Origin of the sequence: Streptomyces gardneri, from assembly GCF_006539185.1 — a bacterium.
In the GTDB taxonomy this organism is placed as follows: Bacteria; Actinomycetota; Actinomycetes; order Streptomycetales; family Streptomycetaceae; genus Streptomyces; species Streptomyces gardneri.
The window spans coordinates 1-17162 of the sequence record NZ_BJMN01000094.1 but is presented as its reverse complement, the minus strand read 5'-3'; the positions used below and the strand labels follow the sequence as shown (position 1 = coordinate 17162).

At 71.4% G+C, this 17162-nt stretch carries 16 protein-coding genes and 2 pseudogenes; 11 read left to right on the top strand and 7 right to left on the bottom strand.

The window, feature by feature from the left end:
• Both SGA01_RS42530 and SGA01_RS39830 read right to left on the bottom strand, forming a co-directional pair.
• Positions 1 to 134, bottom strand: a pseudogene (locus tag SGA01_RS42530) (ROK family protein); the annotation flags it as partial.
• Positions 135 to 163: 29 nt separating this feature from the next.
• Positions 164 to 1216, bottom strand: a complete 1053-nt coding sequence (locus tag SGA01_RS39830; RefSeq protein WP_055641528.1) for a 4-hydroxy-3-methylbut-2-enyl diphosphate reductase — start codon at positions 1214 to 1216, stop codon at positions 164 to 166.
• A gap of 54 nt (positions 1217 to 1270) precedes the next feature.
• On the opposite strand from SGA01_RS39830, the gene SGA01_RS39825 reads away from it, so the two are divergent.
• From SGA01_RS39825 to SGA01_RS39810, 4 genes are all read left to right on the top strand, one after another.
• Positions 1271 to 2644, top strand: a complete 1374-nt coding sequence (locus tag SGA01_RS39825; protein WP_141303228.1) for an APC family permease — start codon at positions 1271 to 1273, stop codon at positions 2642 to 2644.
• Positions 2645 to 2791: 147 nt separating this feature from the next.
• Positions 2792 to 4033, top strand: coding sequence for an exodeoxyribonuclease VII large subunit (gene xseA, locus SGA01_RS39820; RefSeq protein WP_141303224.1), 1242 nt, complete (start codon positions 2792 to 2794; stop codon positions 4031 to 4033).
• Positions 4034 to 4096: 63 nt separating this feature from the next.
• The gene (locus SGA01_RS39815) at positions 4097 to 4339 is read left to right on the top strand and encodes an exodeoxyribonuclease VII small subunit (protein WP_141303222.1); all 243 of its coding nucleotides are present in this window, start codon (positions 4097 to 4099) and stop codon (positions 4337 to 4339) included.
• 187 nt (positions 4340 to 4526) lie between these two features.
• Positions 4527 to 5117, top strand: a complete 591-nt coding sequence (locus SGA01_RS39810) for a malonic semialdehyde reductase (protein ID WP_055641532.1) — start codon at positions 4527 to 4529, stop codon at positions 5115 to 5117.
• Positions 5118 to 5255: 138 nt separating this feature from the next.
• On the opposite strand, the gene SGA01_RS39805 is transcribed toward SGA01_RS39810, so the two are convergent.
• Positions 5256 to 5789: a DUF4245 domain-containing protein gene (locus SGA01_RS39805; protein WP_174867694.1), complete on the bottom strand. Its 534-nt coding sequence runs from the start codon at positions 5787 to 5789 to the stop codon at positions 5256 to 5258.
• A gap of 133 nt (positions 5790 to 5922) precedes the next feature.
• Between SGA01_RS39805 and glpX the strand changes: the two genes are divergently transcribed.
• Entirely contained in the window at positions 5923 to 6957 is a 1035-nt protein-coding gene (glpX, locus tag SGA01_RS39800; protein WP_141303220.1) for a class II fructose-bisphosphatase, read from the top strand.
• A 110-nt stretch (positions 6958 to 7067) separates the two neighbouring features.
• Here glpX and SGA01_RS39795 read toward each other — a convergent pair whose 3' ends face one another.
• Positions 7068 to 7442: a WhiB family transcriptional regulator gene (locus SGA01_RS39795; protein WP_055641534.1), complete on the bottom strand. Its 375-nt coding sequence runs from the start codon at positions 7440 to 7442 to the stop codon at positions 7068 to 7070.
• A 311-nt stretch (positions 7443 to 7753) separates the two neighbouring features.
• The gene (locus SGA01_RS39790) at positions 7754 to 8473 is read right to left on the bottom strand and encodes a DUF1707 SHOCT-like domain-containing protein (protein WP_141303218.1); all 720 of its coding nucleotides are present in this window, start codon (positions 8471 to 8473) and stop codon (positions 7754 to 7756) included.
• Positions 8474 to 8751: 278 nt separating this feature from the next.
• Here SGA01_RS39790 and SGA01_RS39785 point away from each other — a divergent pair, with 278 nt between their 5' ends.
• Both SGA01_RS39785 and SGA01_RS39780 read left to right on the top strand, forming a co-directional pair.
• Entirely contained in the window at positions 8752 to 10422 is a 1671-nt protein-coding gene (locus tag SGA01_RS39785) for a fumarate hydratase (RefSeq protein WP_055641536.1), read from the top strand.
• Positions 10423 to 10676: 254 nt separating this feature from the next.
• The gene (locus SGA01_RS39780; RefSeq protein ID WP_141303216.1) at positions 10677 to 11357 is read left to right on the top strand and encodes an HAD family acid phosphatase; all 681 of its coding nucleotides are present in this window, start codon (positions 10677 to 10679) and stop codon (positions 11355 to 11357) included.
• On the opposite strand, the gene SGA01_RS39775 is transcribed toward SGA01_RS39780, so the two are convergent.
• On the bottom strand, positions 11354 to 11890 hold the full coding sequence (locus tag SGA01_RS39775; RefSeq protein ID WP_141303214.1) for a hypothetical protein: 537 nt from the start codon (positions 11888 to 11890) through the stop codon (positions 11354 to 11356). The two genes, SGA01_RS39780 and SGA01_RS39775, sit on opposite strands and share 4 nt — an antisense overlap.
• 99 nt (positions 11891 to 11989) lie before the next feature.
• Between SGA01_RS39775 and SGA01_RS39770 the strand changes: the two genes are divergently transcribed.
• Positions 11990 to 12652 (top strand): lipoprotein, encoded by a 663-nt coding sequence (locus tag SGA01_RS39770; RefSeq protein WP_141303212.1) that lies wholly within the window; start codon positions 11990 to 11992, stop codon positions 12650 to 12652.
• A 56-nt stretch (positions 12653 to 12708) separates the two neighbouring features.
• On the opposite strand, the gene SGA01_RS39765 is transcribed toward SGA01_RS39770, so the two are convergent.
• Entirely contained in the window at positions 12709 to 14241 is a 1533-nt protein-coding gene (locus SGA01_RS39765) for a ricin-type beta-trefoil lectin domain protein (RefSeq protein ID WP_141303210.1), read from the bottom strand.
• A gap of 143 nt (positions 14242 to 14384) precedes the next feature.
• On the opposite strand from SGA01_RS39765, the gene SGA01_RS39760 reads away from it, so the two are divergent.
• The 3 genes and pseudogenes from SGA01_RS39760 to SGA01_RS39750 all read left to right on the top strand — a co-directional run.
• On the top strand, positions 14385 to 15794 hold the full coding sequence (locus SGA01_RS39760) for a class II fumarate hydratase (protein ID WP_141303208.1): 1410 nt from the start codon (positions 14385 to 14387) through the stop codon (positions 15792 to 15794).
• A gap of 117 nt (positions 15795 to 15911) precedes the next feature.
• Entirely contained in the window at positions 15912 to 16577 is a 666-nt protein-coding gene (gene fomD / locus SGA01_RS39755; protein ID WP_141303206.1) for a cytidylyl-2-hydroxypropylphosphonate hydrolase, read from the top strand.
• 311 nt (positions 16578 to 16888) lie between these two features.
• A pseudogene (locus tag SGA01_RS39750) lies at positions 16889 to 17162 on the top strand (serine/threonine protein phosphatase); the annotation flags it as partial.

Sequence of the window (17162 nt, the reverse complement as noted above, 5' to 3'; positions counted from 1 at the left end):
CCCGCCACACCGTCGGGTGTGGCGGGCTGCGGGGTCAGTACCTTGTGGCGCTCCTCGGCGAGCGCTCCGCGCTCCAGGTCCACGGGGGCGCCCTTGATGCCCGAGCCGCCGATGTCCACTCCGAAGACGTTCATGGACCCACGGTAAGGGCTGTCGCGTGGAGTTACTCCTTGGCGGCGGCCGCGGGCTCACCCGCGCCGAGCTTCTCCGCCACGGCCCGCAGGTCCTTGTTGCGGAGCTCCTTGGGCAGGGAGAAGGTGAGGGACTCGTCGGCCGTCTTGACGATCTCGACGTCCGCGTAGCCGCGCTCGGAGAGCCACTCCAGGACCTCCTGCACCAGGATGTCCGGGACGGAGGCGCCGGAGGAGAGACCGACGCTGGTCACGCCCTCCAGCCAGGCCTCGTCGATCTCGCTCGCGAAGTCGACCAGGTACGCGGCGGGGACGCCGGCCTGCTTGGCGACCTCGACCATGCGGATCGAGTTCGAGGAGTTCTTCGAGCCGACGACGATCACCAGCTCCGCCTGGCCGGCGAGCTCCTTGATCGCGATCTGGCGGTTCTGCGTGGCGTAGCAGATGTCGTCGGACGGCGGGGAGATCAGCTGCGGGAACTTCTCCTTCAGCGCGTCGACCGTCTCCATCGTCTCGTCGACCGAGAGCGTGGTCTGGGAGAGCCAGACGACCCGGGAGGGGTCGCGGACCTCGATCTTGGCGACGTCGCCGGGGCCGTCGACCAGCTGGATGTGGTCGGGGGCCTCGCCGGAGGTGCCGATGACCTCCTCGTGGCCCTCGTGGCCGATGAGGAGGATGTCGAAGTCCTCGTTGGCGAAGCGGACGGCTTCCTTGTGGACCTTGGTGACGAGCGGGCAGGTCGCGTCGATCGTCGCGAGCCGGCCCTGGCGGGCCTCCTCGTGGACGGTCGGGGCGACGCCGTGCGCGGAGAACATCACGATGTTGCCCGGCGGCACCTCGGTCGCCTGGTCGACGAAGATCGCGCCCTTCCGCTCCAGCGTCTGGACCACGTACTTGTTGTGGACGATCTCGTGGCGTACGTAGATCGGCGCCCCGTACTGCTCCAGGGCCTTCTCCACGGCGATCACGGCACGGTCCACGCCCGCGCAGTAGCCGCGGGGAGCGGCGAGCAGGACACGCTTCGGGCGGTTCGTCGCGGGGGCGGACTCGGGCGTCGACGCGGGCGTTGCAGTCATGCGTCCCATCGTAAGGCCGCGTCGGTCAGCGCTTTGATCGGTGCCGTGGCCGAGACTGACCGCATGGCCGAGGAACCGCAGGTGGCTGCGCGCGAGGGGCACGGGGAACACACGGATCTCCGTCGGAGCCTCGGCTTCCGTGACCTGGTCGTCTACGGGCTCCTCTTCATCGCGCCGATGGCCCCCGTCGGGGTCTTCGGCACGCTCGACGCCAAGTCCCACGGGGCCGTCGCACTGGTGTACGTCGTGGCCACGGTCGCCATGGCCTTCACGGCCTTCAGCTACGCCCAGATGGTGCGGGTCGCGCCCCAGGCCGGCTCGGTCTTCGCGTACGCCCGCAAGGGCCTCGGCGAGGGGCCCGGGTTCGTCGCCGGCTGGATGGCGCTCCTCGACTACATGCTGATCCCGGCCGTCGCCTACCTCTTCGCGGGCATCGCCATGGAAGCGCTGGTCCCGGAGGTGGACCGGTGGGTGTGGACCGGGATCGCCGTGGTGATCACCACCCTGCTCAACCTCTGGGGCGTACGGGCCGCGGCCCGGGTCGGCTTCGCCGTGCTCGCGATGGAGATCGTCGTCCTGCTGGTCTTCGTCGTGTCGGCGGTGGTGGTGCTCGTACGGGACGGGGCGCGGCGCGACTGGTGGTCGCCGCTGACCGGTGACGTGTCGTTCTCGACCGCCGCGGTCATCGGCGCGGTGTCGGTCGCGGTGCTGTCGTACCTGGGCTTCGACGCGATCGCCTCCTTCGCGGAGGAGGTCACGGGCGGTTCGGCGAAGGTCGCGCGGGCGGTGCTGTTCTGCCTGGTGCTCGCGGGCGCGCTGTTCGTGGCGCAGACCTGGCTCGTGGCCCTCCTCGAACCGGTCTCCTCGGCCGAGCTCGCCGCCGATCCGGTGAAGCAGGGTTCCGCCTTCTACGACGCCGTGGAGGTGTCGGTCGGCAGCTGGCTGCACGACCTGGTCGCGGTCTCGAAGGCGATCGGCGCGGCCTTCGCCGCCCTCGCGGGGCAGGCGGCCGGCAGCCGGCTGCTCTTCGCGATGGGCCGCGACCGGCGGCTGCCGCACGTCCTCGCCCGGACGGATTCGGGCGTGCCGCGGGTGGCGCTGCTCGTGGCGGCGACGGTGACGATGGTCGCGGCCCTGTGGGCGGCGCGGCGGGACGACGGCCTGGACCACCTGGTGTCGGTGGTCGACGTCGGCGCGCTGACGGCGTTCGTGCTGCTGCACGCGAGCGTGGTGGGGTGGTTCGCGGTACAGCGGGCGGAGGGGCCGCCGCACTGGCTGAAGCACGTCGTCATGCCGGTCGTCGGGGCGGCGATCCTGATCGCGGTGATCGTGGAGGCCTCGGTCGCCGCGCAGGTGGTGGGTGTGGTGTGGCTGGGGATCGGGTTCGTCGTCCTGGCCGTGCAGGGCACGACACGGGCGCCGGCGGCGCGGCCCTGACGTGTCTCCTCGGGTGCCGCCGCCGCTGCCTCGCGGGGCCGTCCCCGTCTCCGTACGGGCCGCCGCCCCCGTTCCCGTACGCGCTGCCGCCCCTTCGCCGTCCCCGTCCTCGTACACGTTGTCGTACCGCGCCGTTACGCTCGGTCCATGGCTCTGACTACGTCCGCCGAAGCACCGCTTCCCGTCGGTGAGGTCTCCCGGCTGATCGGGGGCTGGATCGACCGGCTCGGAGCGATCTGGGTCGAGGGGCAGATCACGCAGCTGTCGCGGCGCCCGGGCGCCGGGGTCGTCTTCCTGACGCTGCGGGATCCCTCGTACGACATCTCCATCGGCGTCACCTGCTACCGCCAGGTCTTCGACTCGGTCGCGGACCTGGTGTCCGAGGGCGCCCGGGTCGTCGTGCACGCCAAGCCCGAGTGGTACGCGCCGCGCGGGCAGCTGTCGCTGCGGGCCGTGGAGATCAAGCCGGTCGGGATCGGCGAGCTGCTCGCCCGGCTGGAGCAGCTGAAGCGGAGCCTGGCGGCCGAGGGGCTCTTCGCGCTCGACCGGAAGAAGCCGCTGCCGTTCCTGCCGCACCTGATCGGGCTCGTCTGCGGACGGGCCTCGGCGGCGGAGCGGGACGTCCTGGAGAACGCGCGGCGTCGCTGGCCCGCCGTGCGCTTCGAGGTGCGGAACGTCCCGGTGCAGGGCGTGAAGGCGGTCCCGCAGGTCGTCCAGGCGGTCAAGGAGCTCGACGCCCACGAGGACGTGGACGTGATCATCGTCGCCCGGGGCGGCGGCAGCGTCGAGGACCTGCTGCCGTTCTCGGACGAGCAGCTCGTCCGGGCCGTCGCCGACTGCCGTACGCCGGTGGTCTCCGCGATCGGGCACGAGCCGGACTCGCCCCTCCTCGACCTGGTGGCGGACCTGCGGGCCTCGACGCCGACGGACGCGGCCAAGAAGGTCGTACCGGACGTCGGGGAGGAGCTCGACCGGGTGCGCGGGCTGCGGGACCGGGCGCTGCGGACCGTGCGGGGACTCCTGGAGCGCGAGGAGCGCGGTCTCGCGCACGCGCTCGGGCGGCCCGTCATGGAGCATCCGCAGCGGATGGTCGAGGTCCGCGAGGACGAGGTCGACGCGCTGCTCGCGCGGAGCCGCCGGGTCCTGGGGCACCTCCTGGACCGGGCCGACTCCGAGCTGTCGCACACGCGGGCGCGGGTCCGGGCGCTGTCGCCCGCCGCGACGATGGAGCGGGGGTACGCGGTGCTCCAGCGGGCGGACGGCTCGGTGGTCCGCTCCCCGGAGGAGGTCGCGGAGGGCGAGGAGCTGCGGGCGCGGGTCGCGGAGGGCGAGTTCGCGGTACGGCGGGTGGACGCGGGCGGCGGCCCCGGCGGGGCCGATCCGGCCTGAGCGGCCCATCGGCGAAGACGGCGAAGACATCGAGAGAGAAGCGGACACACGGAGGTGGAGCACATGGCGGCCGGTACGGAAGAGGCGGCGCTCGGCTACGAGCAGGCGCGGGACGAGCTCGTCGAGGTCGTACGGCGACTGGAGGCCGGCGGGACGTCCCTGGAGGAGTCCCTCGCGCTCTGGGAGCGCGGCGAGGAGCTGGCGAAGGTCTGCCGACGGCGGCTCGAGGGCGCACGGGCCCGCCTGGACGCCTCGCTCGCGGCGGAGCGTGCCGCGGAGGCCGAGGAGGCGGGCGGGGAGGAGTAGCCCCCGCTGCCGGGCTCGGGCGGCGCCCCCGCCCCGACCCGGCATGCCCTGACGTAGACTCGGCAGTGAAGCGGATCACTATCCGGATGGATTAGTTGAAGTTTCACCAATCAGGGGCGTACTGTCGAAGACGTCGCTCGAACTTCCTTACGGGCGATCCTCTTTTGCAGTCCGGAAGGTACGCAGCATGTCTCTCGCCCTTGACTCCGCCGCCCAGGACCTCCTTTTCCGTGAGGCCCGCACCGCCAACACGTTCACCGACGAGCCGGTGACCGACGAGCAGGTCCAGGCGATCTACGACCTGGTGAAGTACGGCCCGACCGCCTTCAACCAGACCCCGCTGCGCATCACCCTGGTCCGCTCCCCCGAGGCCCGCGAGCGCCTGGTCAAGCACATGGCCGAGGGCAACCAGCCGAAGACGGCGACCGCCCCGCTGGTCGCGATCCTCTCCGCCGACAACGAGTTCCACGAGGAGCTCCCGGCCCTGCTCCCGCACTTCCCGCAGGCCAAGGACGTCTTCTTCTCGGAGCGCCCGGTCCGCGAGCAGTCCGCCGTGCTGAACGCCGCCCTCCAGGCCGCGTACTTCATCGTCGGCGTCCGCGCCGCCGGCCTCGCCGCCGGCCCGATGACCGGTCTGGACTTCGCCGGCCTCCAGAAGGAGTTCCTGGACGCCGACCACACCCCGCTGATGGTCGTCAACATCGGCAAGCCGGGCGAGGACGCCTGGTTCCCGCGCTCCCCGCGCCTGGCCTACGACGACGTCGTCACCACCGTCTGACGTCCGCGCCGGACCGCACACGCGCGAAGGGCCCCGCACTCACCGAGTGCGGGGCCCTTCCCGTACGCCTTGCGCGCCCGTCAGGCCTGGTGCGGCCAAAGCGCGGCCCTCAGGCCGTGTGCGGCTTCAGCCGGCCCGTCAGGCCTTGTGCGGCTTGAGCGAGCCCGCCATCTCCGCCAGCCGCTCGAACGACGCCGTGCCGGTCACGACCGTCGTCGAGCCGCTCTCCGTCCGGACGAGCGCGTCGTACTTCGGCCCCTCCCAGCGCTGCCACACCTGGCCGCCCACCGACTGGGTCTTCCCGGTGTTCTTCGCCTCGTGCGTGACCTCGGGCACATACTTGCCCGGCTCCGCCGTCGACTGGTGGATCGCCACGTACTGCGTGTCCGGGGAGAGGAACCCGAGCTGCCAGGCGTCGCTCTTCTCGCGCTTGTACGAGACGACCGTCGCCTTCCAGTCCGCCCCCAGGCCCTCGGGCGCCAGCACCGGATACGGTGCCGCCCGCTGGGCCGTCAGGAGCTCGACGCGGTAGTCCTTCGCCTTGACCGGAGCCGCGCTCTCGTCGTGCGGGATGAAGAGATACATCACTCCCGCAGCGACCATGATCACCCCGAGGGACTGGAACATCCCTCGTACCGTCTGCCTACCTCGCATACCTGCCACGCCCCACATGGTCGCATCATGGTGCTCTGCTCAAACGTGGGCCCCTCTGCTCATTTTGTCGACGTACCGATAGAGTCGGAGCACCCTCGTTTTTCCGGCCGTCGCCGTTCCCGGCCGTCGCCGTACAGAAAGGTGCGCTTCGATGACCGAGAGCCATCACCTGCCGCCCGAACTCGTCGTCTCCCCCGAGGCCCCCGACCGCAACCTCGCCCTTGAGCTGGTCCGCGTCACCGAGGCCGCCGCCATGGCCGCCGGCCGCTGGGTCGGTCGCGGCGACAAGATCGGCGCGGACGGCGCGGCGGTCAACGCCATGCGGACCCTGATCTCCACCGTCTCGATGAACGGCGTCGTCGTCATCGGCGAGGGCGAGAAGGACGAAGCCCCGATGCTGTTCAACGGCGAGCGGGTCGGCGACGGCACCGGCGCCGAGGTCGACATCGCCGTCGACCCGATCGACGGCACCACGCTCAACGCCAAGGGCATGCCGAACGCCATCGCCGTCCTGGCCGCCGCGGACCGCGGCGCCATGTTCGACCCGTCCGCGGTCTTCTACATGGACAAACTGGTCACCGGCCCCGAGGCCGCCGACTTCGTCGACATCAACGCCCCCGTCTCGGTCAACATCCGCCGGGTCGCCAAGGCGAAGAACTCCTCGCCCGAGGACATCACGGTCATGATCCTGGACCGCCCCCGCCACGAGGGCATCGTCAAGGAGATCCGCGAGACCGGGGCCCGGATCAAGTTCATCTCGGACGGCGACGTCGCCGGTTCGATCATGGCCGTCCGCGAGGGCACGGGCGTCGACATGCTCATGGGCATCGGCGGCACGCCCGAGGGCATCATCTCCGCCTGCGCCATCAAGTGCCTCGGCGGTGTGATCCAGGGCAAGCTGTGGCCGAAGGACGAGGCCGAGCGTCAGAAGGCGCTCGACGCGGGCCACGACCTGGACCGGGTGCTCTCCACGAACGACCTGGTCAGCGGCGACAACGTCTTCTTCGTCGCGACCGGCATCACCGACGGCGAGCTGCTGCGCGGTGTGCGCTACCGCGCCGAGACGGCGACCACGCAGTCGCTGGTCATGCGCTCGAAGTCCGGCACGATCCGCCAGATCGACTCGACGCACCGGCTCTCGAAGCTGCGCGCGTACAGCAAGATCGACTTCGATCGCGCCAAGTAAGGCATCGCACGTGAGCCGACCGGTCGGCTGAACGACACGAAGAGGGGCGCCCCCATGTGCGGTGGGGGCGCCCCTTCCCGTACGGGCCGCTGACGGGGTCCGCGCGCCCGTCAGCCCGCCTGGGCGATCCGGCCGTCGGTCGCGGACGCCTTTCTGAGCTCCACCTCACGCCTCCGGCGCCTGGCCAGGACCACACGGCGCTCCGCCGCGGTGAGCCCGCCCCACACGCCGTACGGCTCGGGCTGGAGCAGCGCGTGCTCCCGGCACTCGACCATCACGGGACAGCGGGCGCAGACGCGCTTGGCCGCCTCCTCGCGCGCGAGCCGCGCGGCGGTCGGCTCCTTGGAGGGGGCGAAGAACAGCCCGGCCTCGTCCCGGCGGCACACCGCCTCCGCGTGCCAGGGACCGGCCTCGTCCTCCCGGGCAGGTGTGCGCTGAGGGGGCACGGCGGCGACCTGGAGGGGCTGATGCGGCAGTGGCAGCACGGTCTACTCCTGACGACGGCTTCGCGAGCGAGCGGCGATGCAGCAGCCCTACCCGCTGTGCGCGCGCCTATGCACTGCGTGCCGCCCCGTTCCGCTCTGCGGATACCCGTGGACGAAATCCGGTCACCGCCCGACCGGGGCGACGACCGAGCCGGCGACCCGGGCGCCGGCCGGGTCGGCGGCGCTCGTCGGCCGAGGTCGCGGCGGCGTCGGCGGCGGTCATCGGCCGAGGTCGCGGCGGCCGGCGGCGGCGGTCATCGGCCGAGGTCGGTCGGCGGGTGGCTGCCGGTCGACGGCGGTCGACGGCCGGGTCAGTGGCCGAGGTGTTTGCGCAGCTTGCCCTGGAGGTCGGTGATCCACTTCCCGCGCTTGGGCCTCGCCTCGACGTTGCCGAAGACCGAGTAGCCGTTGACGACGACGACCGGGGCCTGCGGATCGACGCCTTCCAGCGTCACGACCTCGAAGTTGCCGAAGATTCCGCTGCCGTTGCCGCGCAGGCTGACGTTCTCCGGGACCCGCACCTCGACGTTCCCGAAGATCGACGTGGCGTTGATCGTCGTGACGCGCTGCGCGAAGATCGCCTCGGTCAGATCGATCTCGATGTTGCCGAAGAGCGCGAACGCGTTCGTCCTGCGGCTCACCCGCCACCGGCCCTTGCGGGTCGTGCTGGAGAAGATCGCGACCAGGCTGTCCGCCTCACCGTCGACGCCGGCCGGATCGTCCTCGTACACCGGCTCGGGATCCCGGCGGGTCCGGGCGCTCGGCAGGTCGCGGACGATCGGCTCCAGCTCCCCGACGGTCTTGGCGCGGTAGACCGCGTCGATCCGGTCCGAGTGCTCCTCGGGATCGATGCGGCCCTCGGCCAGGGCGTCCCGGAGGATGTCCGCGATCCGGTCCCGGTCCGCGTCGGACGCCCGCAACGCGCCTCGCGGGTCGGCGAAAGCGGTCTCGGCCGGGGCGGGCTCGGCGGGAGCGGCCGACCGCTGCGGCTGCGGCTGCTTTTCGGGTTCGGGCTTCTTTTCGAGGTCCACGGAGCCAGCCTAGCGAAACGCGATAGATCGCGACCAGTGGGCGGGGCCGGGCCTGTGGAGGAAGACGCGACGAACCGGCCTTCGGAAACGGCGGGTTGACGTCACGGCGTCGAAGTCCCGGCGCCCGCCCTCCCTCCGGAACACGCCACATCGGCGCGGTCCCGCGTCCAAGTGAGCCTTACCTCACAGGATCGGGGCCGCGCCCTCGTTCTACGCTGGAGGGCGCGCGGCCAATGGAGGCGGCGTTGCTGTCTGCCGAGTGAGGAATGGCTGCCGTCATGCCAGAGTTTGCGTACTCCGATCTGCTCCCCCTGGGAGAGGACACCACGCCCTACCGCCTGGTGACCTCCGAAGGTGTCTCCACCTTCGAGGCCGACGGCCGTACGTTCCTCAAGGTCGAGCCCGAGGCGCTGCGCACGCTCGCCGCCGAGGCGATCCACGACATCCAGCACTTCCTGCGCCCGGCCCACCTGGCCCAGCTCCGCCGGATCATCGACGACCCGGAGGCGTCGAGCAACGACAAGTTCGTCGCGCTCGACCTCCTCAAGAACGCGAACATCGCCGCCGCCGGCGTCCTCCCGATGTGCCAGGACACCGGCACCGCGATCGTCATGGGCAAGCGCGGCCAGAACGTGCTCACCCCCGGCCGCGACGAGGAGGCCCTGTCCAAGGGCATCTACGACGCGTACACCAAGCTCAACCTGCGGTACTCGCAGATGGCCCCGGTGACCATGTGGGAGGAGAAGAACACCGGCTCGAACCTGCCCGCGCAGATCGAGCTGTACGCGACCGACGGCGGCGCGTACAAGTTCCTCTTCATGGCCAAGGGCGGCGGCTCCGCCAACAAGTCCTTCCTCTACCAGGAGACGAAGGCCGTCCTCAACGAGGCGAGCATGATGAAGTTCCTGGAGGAGAAGATCCGCTCGCTCGGTACGGCGGCCTGCCCGCCGTACCACCTGGCGATCGTCGTCGGCGGCACGAGCGCCGAGTTCGCGCTCAAGACCGCGAAGTACGCCTCCGCGCACTACCTGGACGAGCTGCCCACCGAGGGCTCGGCCGAGACCGGCCACGGCTTCCGCGACAAGGAGCTGGAGGAGAAGGTCTTCGAGCTCACGCAGAAGATCGGCATCGGCGCGCAGTTCGGCGGCAAGTACTTCTGCCACGACGTTCGCGTCGTCCGCCTCCCCCGCCACGGTGCCTCGCTGCCCGTCGCCATCGCCGTCTCCTGCTCGGCCGACCGTCAGGCCGTCGCGAAGATCACCGCCGAGGGCGTCTTCCTGGAGCAGCTGGAGACCGACCCGGCGCGCTTCCTGCCGGACACGACCGACGAGCACCTGTCGGAGGAGTCCGACGTCGTCACCATCGACCTCAACCAGCCGATGGACGACATCCTCGCCGAGCTGACCAAGTACCCGGTCAAGACCCGCCTCTCCCTCAACGGCCCGCTGGTCGTGGCGCGCGACATCGCGCACGCCAAGATCAAGGAGCGTCTGGACGCGGGCGAGGAGATGCCGCAGTACCTGAAGGACCACCCGGTCTACTACGCGGGCCCGGCGAAGACCCCCGAGGGGTACGCCTCCGGTTCCTTCGGCCCGACGACGGCCGGCCGGATGGACTCGTACGTGGAGCAGTTCCAGGCCGCGGGCGGCTCGAAGGTCATGCTGGCCAAGGGCAACCGCTCCGGGCAGGTCACCTCCGCGTGCGACGCGCACGGCGGCTTCTACCTCGGCTCGATCGGCGGCCCGGCGGCCCGTCTCGCCCAGGACTGCATCAAGAAGGTCGAGGTCGTCGAGTACGAGGAGCTCGGCATGGAGGCGGTCTGGAAGATCGAGGTCGAGGACTTCCCGGCCTTCATCGTCGTGGACGACAAGGGCAACGACTTCTTCCAGAACCCGGCGCCCGAGCCGACCTTCACACACATCCCGGTGCGGGGTCCCGGCCTCGGCTGATCCGGCCGGCCCCCGCTTTCCACCGGAGCCCCCGGTCCGTGCACACGGACCGGGGGCTCCGGTCGTCTCCGCCCGGACTCCGAGCGGGCTCCGAGCACGGGCTCCCGCTCGGACCCCGAGGGGACTCCGGCGGGACTCCCATGGCACTCCGCTCAGAAACTCGCTACCGACCGGTAGACCTCTCGTTACCTACCGGTCAGTATTGGCCGCGAGCATGTCAACCACTGAGCCGGTAGACCACTCGGGAGCCCCCCATGCCCTCCGTATCCCCCGCCACATCCCGCCGCTCCACCCACGCGGCCACGACCGCCCGCCGCCGCGTCGCCGCCGGCGCCACGGGCGCGCTGGCCCTGACGGCCTTCCTGGTCGTCGGCCCCGCGCCCGCCGCCTCCGCGGCCGACCCCGACACCCACCTGGTGTCGACCGCCGCCCTCGCGGACGTGGACTACACGACCTGGCGCAAGGACGTGGCCGCCGTCGTCGCCCAGGCCCGCCCGTACATCGAGGAGCGCGCGAAGAACGCCGGCCGCGAGAAGCAGGCCATCGTCCTCGACATCGACAACTCCTCCCTGGAGACCGACTTCCACCCCTTCTGGGAGCTGCCGACCCCGGCCATCGCCGACGTCCGGGACCTGGTCAAGGACGCCCACGCCAAGGGAGTGGCGGTCTTCTTCGTCACCGCCCGGCCGGGGATCATCCACTCCCTCACCGACTGGAACCTGAAGCGGGTCGGCTACCCGGTCGACGGTCTGTACGTGCGCTCGCTGCCCGACCTGTTCGCCGAGGTCAGCGCGTACAAGACGGAGAAGCGCGCGGAGATCGAGGCCAAGGGCTACACGATCATCGCGAACATCGGCAACAACACCACCGACATCGTCGGCGGGCACGCCGAGCGCGCCTTCAAGCTCCCCGACTACGACGGCAAGCTCTCCTAGCGGGTGAGGCGGAAGTCCAGCCGCGCGTACTCCCCGTCCTCGGTCGAGCGGATCTGACCGCGTACGTCCTTGAAGTCGCCGGTCCCACCGGTGACGGCGATGTCGAACGGGGCGGGCTGCTCGGTCTCCGACGAGAACGGGAGGAGGACCTGGCCGGCGATCTGGCCGCCGGCCAGGGCGAAGGTGCCCACGCACGTCAGGTCGCCGGGGCTGCCGGGGCCGCCGACACGCGCCACGGTGCAGGTCACGGCGTCCCGGCCGACCTTCTCGCCGCCCTTGGTCCTGTACAGGTCCTCGGCGAAGGCGAAGGTGTCGCCGACCGCGGGGGCCGGAACGCCCTCGCCGGTCTCCTCGCCGGCCACGGGCCCCTCGGGTTCCCCGGGCTCCTCGCCCACGACTTCCTGGGCGTAGAGGGTGAATTCGAGGTCCACGACCCGGGGTGCGGCGGCGGATGCCGGGGCTGCGGCGACGAAGGTGACGAGTGCGACGGTGGCGGCGCCGAGCGCACCGGTCCTCCTGAAGCTCCGGGACATGACCTGCCTCCTCGCGGGTGGTGGCTCTCCCCCTCGGCTCGCTGTCATTGTCCGCCTCCCGTCCCGGGCCCGCCCGGCCACGCGGCTACTCTGACGGCCATGGAACACCCGATACGGATCATGGCCCCGGCCGCCGCCCTGCTGGTCAGCGGCGTACTGACGGCCGGTTGCGCCGCTCCCGAGCCGCTGCCCGAGGTCACGCAGGGCGCCCGGCCGACCTCGGCGCCGTCCACGGCCGGGCCGCAGGCCTCGAAGGACGCGAAGGCCGCGGCCCCCTCCGGCGCGAGCCTCGGCGGTCCGGGGACGGCCTGCGCGCTGCCCGTCTCCTTCGCGCTGGCGGAGAAGTGGAAGGCCGAGGCGGTCGAGGACCCCGAGAACCCGGAGTTCGCGGCGCTCACCCGCCAGGGGCCGGCCACGGTCCGCTGCGAGGTGGACGCCAAGCCGGCGGGGCACATCGGATACCTGCGGGTGTGGACGGCGGGGAAGGGTCCCGCCCGGGCCGCCCTCGAAGGCTTCATGAAGGCCGAGGAGAAGGCCACCGCCGTCACCTACCGGGAGACGAAGGCGGGCGCGCTGCCCGCGACCGAGGTGACGTACACGGTCGCGAACGAGCTGGTGGGCGACCCCAAGGACGAGCGGGCCTTCGCCGTCGCGACCCCGAAGGGGACGGTGATCGTCCACCTCGGCGGGCTCGACACGGCGGAGCACCGGGCGATGCTCCCGGCGTACGAGCTGGCGAAGAGCACGGCGAAGGCCCTCTGAGCATGACCGTGGCCCCCGTCCCGCACCGGACGGAGGCCACGGCGTCTTCGCGGGCCCTACGCGAACTTCTGCTTCGCGGAGCCGTCGCAGTTCTGGAGCCTGATCGGCTCCTTCGCCGCGCCCTGGGTAAGGCAGAGTCCGGTCGCGGCGGCGGGCCGGATCGTGGCGCCGTCGCGGACGAACCTCTGGTTGGCGGCGCCGCTGCAGTTCCAGACGATGAGCGCCTTGCCCGCCTGGTAGACGGCGCCGGGCACGTCCAGGCAGCGGTCCTGGGTGAGCTGGGTGTGGAGCGTCTGCCGGGCGGAGTCGTGCCACCAGCCCTGGTTGCGGCCGCCGTGGCAGTCCCAGCCGAGGACAGCGGTGCCGTTGGCGGACTCGGACGCGTTCACGTCCAGGCAGTTGCCGGTGGCCTCGACCTTGAGCGGCTTGTACGCGTCGTCCCAGGCGACCGGGAAGAGGGTCGGCGTGCCCGAGGAGTTGACGTCGGCGCAACCGGCCTCACGGAGACCCGAGTTGTAGATCTGGGTCAGGCAGGACGCGAAGGCGCCGTGACCGCTCTTGTTGGGGTGGAAGGACTGGCGGGTGCTGTTCTCGTCGATCCCGCCGGGCTTGGAGAGGTCGATGTAGAGGCCCCGGGCCCAGGTGTCCTCCATGCAGACCTCGTGCCCGTGGAAGAGGCGCGAGTTGTCGAGGTAGACGGCTCCGGTGTCCGCCGCGACCTTGCGCATGCCGCGTTCGAAGGCGGGGACGGCGGTGTTGCGGCCCCACTTGGTGTCGGAGTCGTAGCCCATGCCGCCGCAGGAGAGCTTCCCGGGGAAGTTCGGGTTGTCGTGGAAGTCGGGGCCGATGGGGCTGGGGTAGCCCATGACGACGAGCTTGTAGTCGCCGTCGGCGTATCCGGCGTCGCGCATGACGGTCTTGAGGTCGCGCACGGTCTGCTCGACCTTGGGGACGAGCGCGTCCACGCGTGCCTGCCAGCCAGGGGCGTACTTGGGCTCGCAGGTGCCCTGGCTGAGCACGTACCGGGTGACGCAGTCGGTCATGACGGGGCCGAACTGCAGGTCGTCGTTGGCTCCGGCGACGAGCAGGACCATCTTGATCCGGGTGTTGCGGGCCTTGACCGCGAGGTTGTCGCTCTGGACGAGTTCGTCGGCGTACTGCTTCGAGCCGCCGATCCGGATGTTGCCGGTGTAGGCGCCGGAGCAGGAGACGTTGAAGGTGAGGTCCGCGGGGATGCCGGTGCGGTGGATGGCGGCGTCGGGCGAGCGGTGGCACCAGTTGGTCGGGCCGTTGGTGGGGGGCTCGTAGGTGCCGACGCCCTCGCCGGAGATCTCGCTGTCGCCGAGGGAGATCAGGCCGGTCCTGCGCTGCGCGAGCGGGCGCTCGGCCGGGTCGCCGTAGATCTTGGTGGCCTCGGCGGCCCGGATCGCCTCCAGCTCGGGCGGGAGCGGTACGGAAGCGGTGACCGCCGCCGGGCCGGTGGCGGGGGCGGCGCCGGCGGGGGCCGCCGCGGTCATCGTGCCGAGCGCGGCGGCGGCCGCGGCGACGGCGGCGATGGGCCAGCGGAGTCTGTACCTGGTGCGCTTCATTGCGCCTCCTGGAAGTGGGGTTACCCACGGTTTTTACTGGCCGGTACGCGTGTTGGGAATACATCGAACAAGACAAGTGCTCAACTTTTTCGGGGGGTTGGGGGTCGCCCCCCGATGGGCACAGCCAGGAGGTCGAGGAAGAGATGACGACGAACAGTGCAGCCGACGAGTACCGGATCGAGCACGACTCCATGGGCGAGGTGCGGGTCCCCGCGCACGCCAAGTGGCGTGCGCAGACCCAGCGGGCCGTGGAGAACTTCCCCGTCTCGGGCCAGCGCCTGGAGCGCGCCCACATCGAGGCCCTGGCCCGGATCAAGGCCGCCGCGGCCACGGTCAACGCCGACCTGGGGGTGATCGACGCGGATCTGGCCGGGGCGATCGCCTCGGCGGCGGAGGAGGTCGCCGAGGGGCGGTGGGACGACCACTTCCCCGTGGACGTCTTCCAGACCGGCTCCGGCACCTCGTCCAACATGAACACCAACGAGGTGATCGCCACGCTCGCGGGCGAGCGGCTCCCCGAGGGCCGGGACGTCCACCCCAACGACCACGTGAACGCCTCGCAGTCCTCCAACGACGTCTTCCCGTCCTCCATCCACATCGCGGCCACCGGCGCCGTCACCCGCGACCTGATCCCCGCGCTCGAACATCTGGCCGCCGCCCTGGAGCGAAAATCGGCCGAATTCGCGACGGTCGTGAAGTCGGGCCGTACGCATCTGATGGACGCCACCCCGGTCACCCTCGGCCAGGAGTTCGGCGGCTACGCGGCCCAGGTCCGGTACGGCGTGGAGCGGCTGCGCTCCGCCCTTCCCCGGCTCGCCGAACTCCCCCTCGGCGGTACGGCGGTGGGCACCGGCATCAACACCCCGGCCGGCTTCTCGGCGGCCGTCATCGCGGAGGTCGCGCGGGCGACGGGCCTGCCGCTGACGGAGGCCCGCGACCACTTCGAGGCACAGGGCGCCCGCGACGCCCTCGTGGAGACGTCCGGGCAGCTCAGGACCATCGCCGTCTCCCTCACCAAGATCTCCAACGATCTGCGCTGGATGGCCAGCGGCCCGCGCACCGGCCTGGCGGAGATCAACCTCCCCGACCTCCAGCCCGGCTCGTCGATCATGCCGGGCAAGGTGAACCCGGTCGTCCCCGAGGCCGTCCTGATGGTCGCCGCGCAGGTGACCGGAAACGACACCACGGTGGCGGTGGCGGGCGCGGCCGGGAACTTCGAGCTCAACGTGATGCTGCCGGTGATGGCCAAGAACCTCCTGGAGTCGGTACGGCTCCTGGCCAACGCCTCCCGGCTGCTCGCGGACCGCACGGTCGACGGGATCACCGCCAACGTCGAGCGCGCCCGCGAGTACGCCGAGTCCTCGCCGTCCGTGGTCACCCCGCTGAACAAGTACATCGGCTACGAGGAGGCCGCCAAGGTGGCCAAGAAGTCCCTCGCCGAGCGGAAGACCATCCGCGAGGTGGTGCTCGCGTCCGGGTACGTCGAGCGGGGCGACCTCACGGTCGAGCAGCTGGACGAGGCGCTCGACGTGCTGCGGATGACGCACCCGTAGACGAAGGGGCGGTCCGCGCGCCGGTGGGCGGTTCGTCAGCGACGGCGGCTGACTCATCCGCACTCCTCCGTGACCTGTGCCGCAGCGGTGGTGGGAGCGCGCCCCTAAGATCTGCGCATGACAGAGTCGGGCGGCCCTCAGCACTGGGCGCCAGGGGAGCAGATCCTCTGGCGCTACCGCGGCAACGGCACCGGCGCCGTGCACATCTGCCGGCCGGTGACCGTCGTCCAGGACACGCCCGAGCTGCTCGCGGTCTGGATGGCGCCCGGCACCGAATGCGTACGGCCGGTGCTCACCGACGGCACGCCCGTGCACGAGGAGCCGCTCGCCACCCGGTACACCGCCCCGCGCACCACGGAGCGGTCCCGCTGGTTCGGCAGCGGGGTCCTCAAGCTGGCCCGGCCCGGGGACCCCTGGTCGGTGTGGCTCTTCTGGGAGCGGGGCTGGCGCTTCCGCAGCTGGTACGTGAACCTGGAGGAGCCGCGCACCCGTTGGTCCGGCGGCGTCGACTCCGAGGACCACTTCCTCGACATCTCCGTCTACCCCGACCGCAGTTGGCTGTGGCGGGACGAGGACGAGTTCGCGCAGGCCCAGCGGTCCGGCCTGATGGATCCGGAACAGGCCGCGCGGGTGAAGGCGGCGGGACGGCGGGCGGTGGATCTGATCGGATCGTGGGGGACGCCGTTCGCGGACGGCTGGGAGGACTGGCGGCCCGATCCGGGGTGGCCGGTGCCGCCGCTGCCCGGTGACTGGGACCGCACTCCGGCCCATACTGCCCCGTGAGACCCTTGATGCGCCCCCGGGGTTCAAACGTAGGATCGTCCTCCGCACGGCAGAAGCGGATCGAACAGCACGTCAGACCGACCGAAGACCACGTCAACGACCGATCACAGCACAGGACCTGACCGCAAGTCATCCACGAGGGGGAGAGCAGTGCCGGACGTGCGCCCGGGTGTTCCGACCCCTGCCGTTGCCGCCGCTCGCGGAACGTCCACATCCGCTGCATACGAGGGGTTTATCCCTGCCGAAGGCGCGGCATCGGCGAGAAGAGCGAGTGCATCGCACCACCGGCCCGGACGGACGGAATCCCACGCGTGACGGAGCATCCCACCTCCCACGAAGGCCGACAGCCGCTGGCTGCCCGGCCGCAGGAACGCGCGCGCCCTCGCCAGGAGGCGGCGGCCGCCGGCCTGCCCTCCGACGTGCCCGCCCAGCCGGGCGGACCGGCGGACCGGACGGCGACGGCCGCCGGTACGGACACGCCGGCGGCGACCGGCGCCCCTGGCACTCCCGGCACCCCCGGCACCCCCGCGACGGCGGGAACAGCAGGAACGGCGGGGGCGTCCGCCGCCCCCGGAGCGCCCGCCT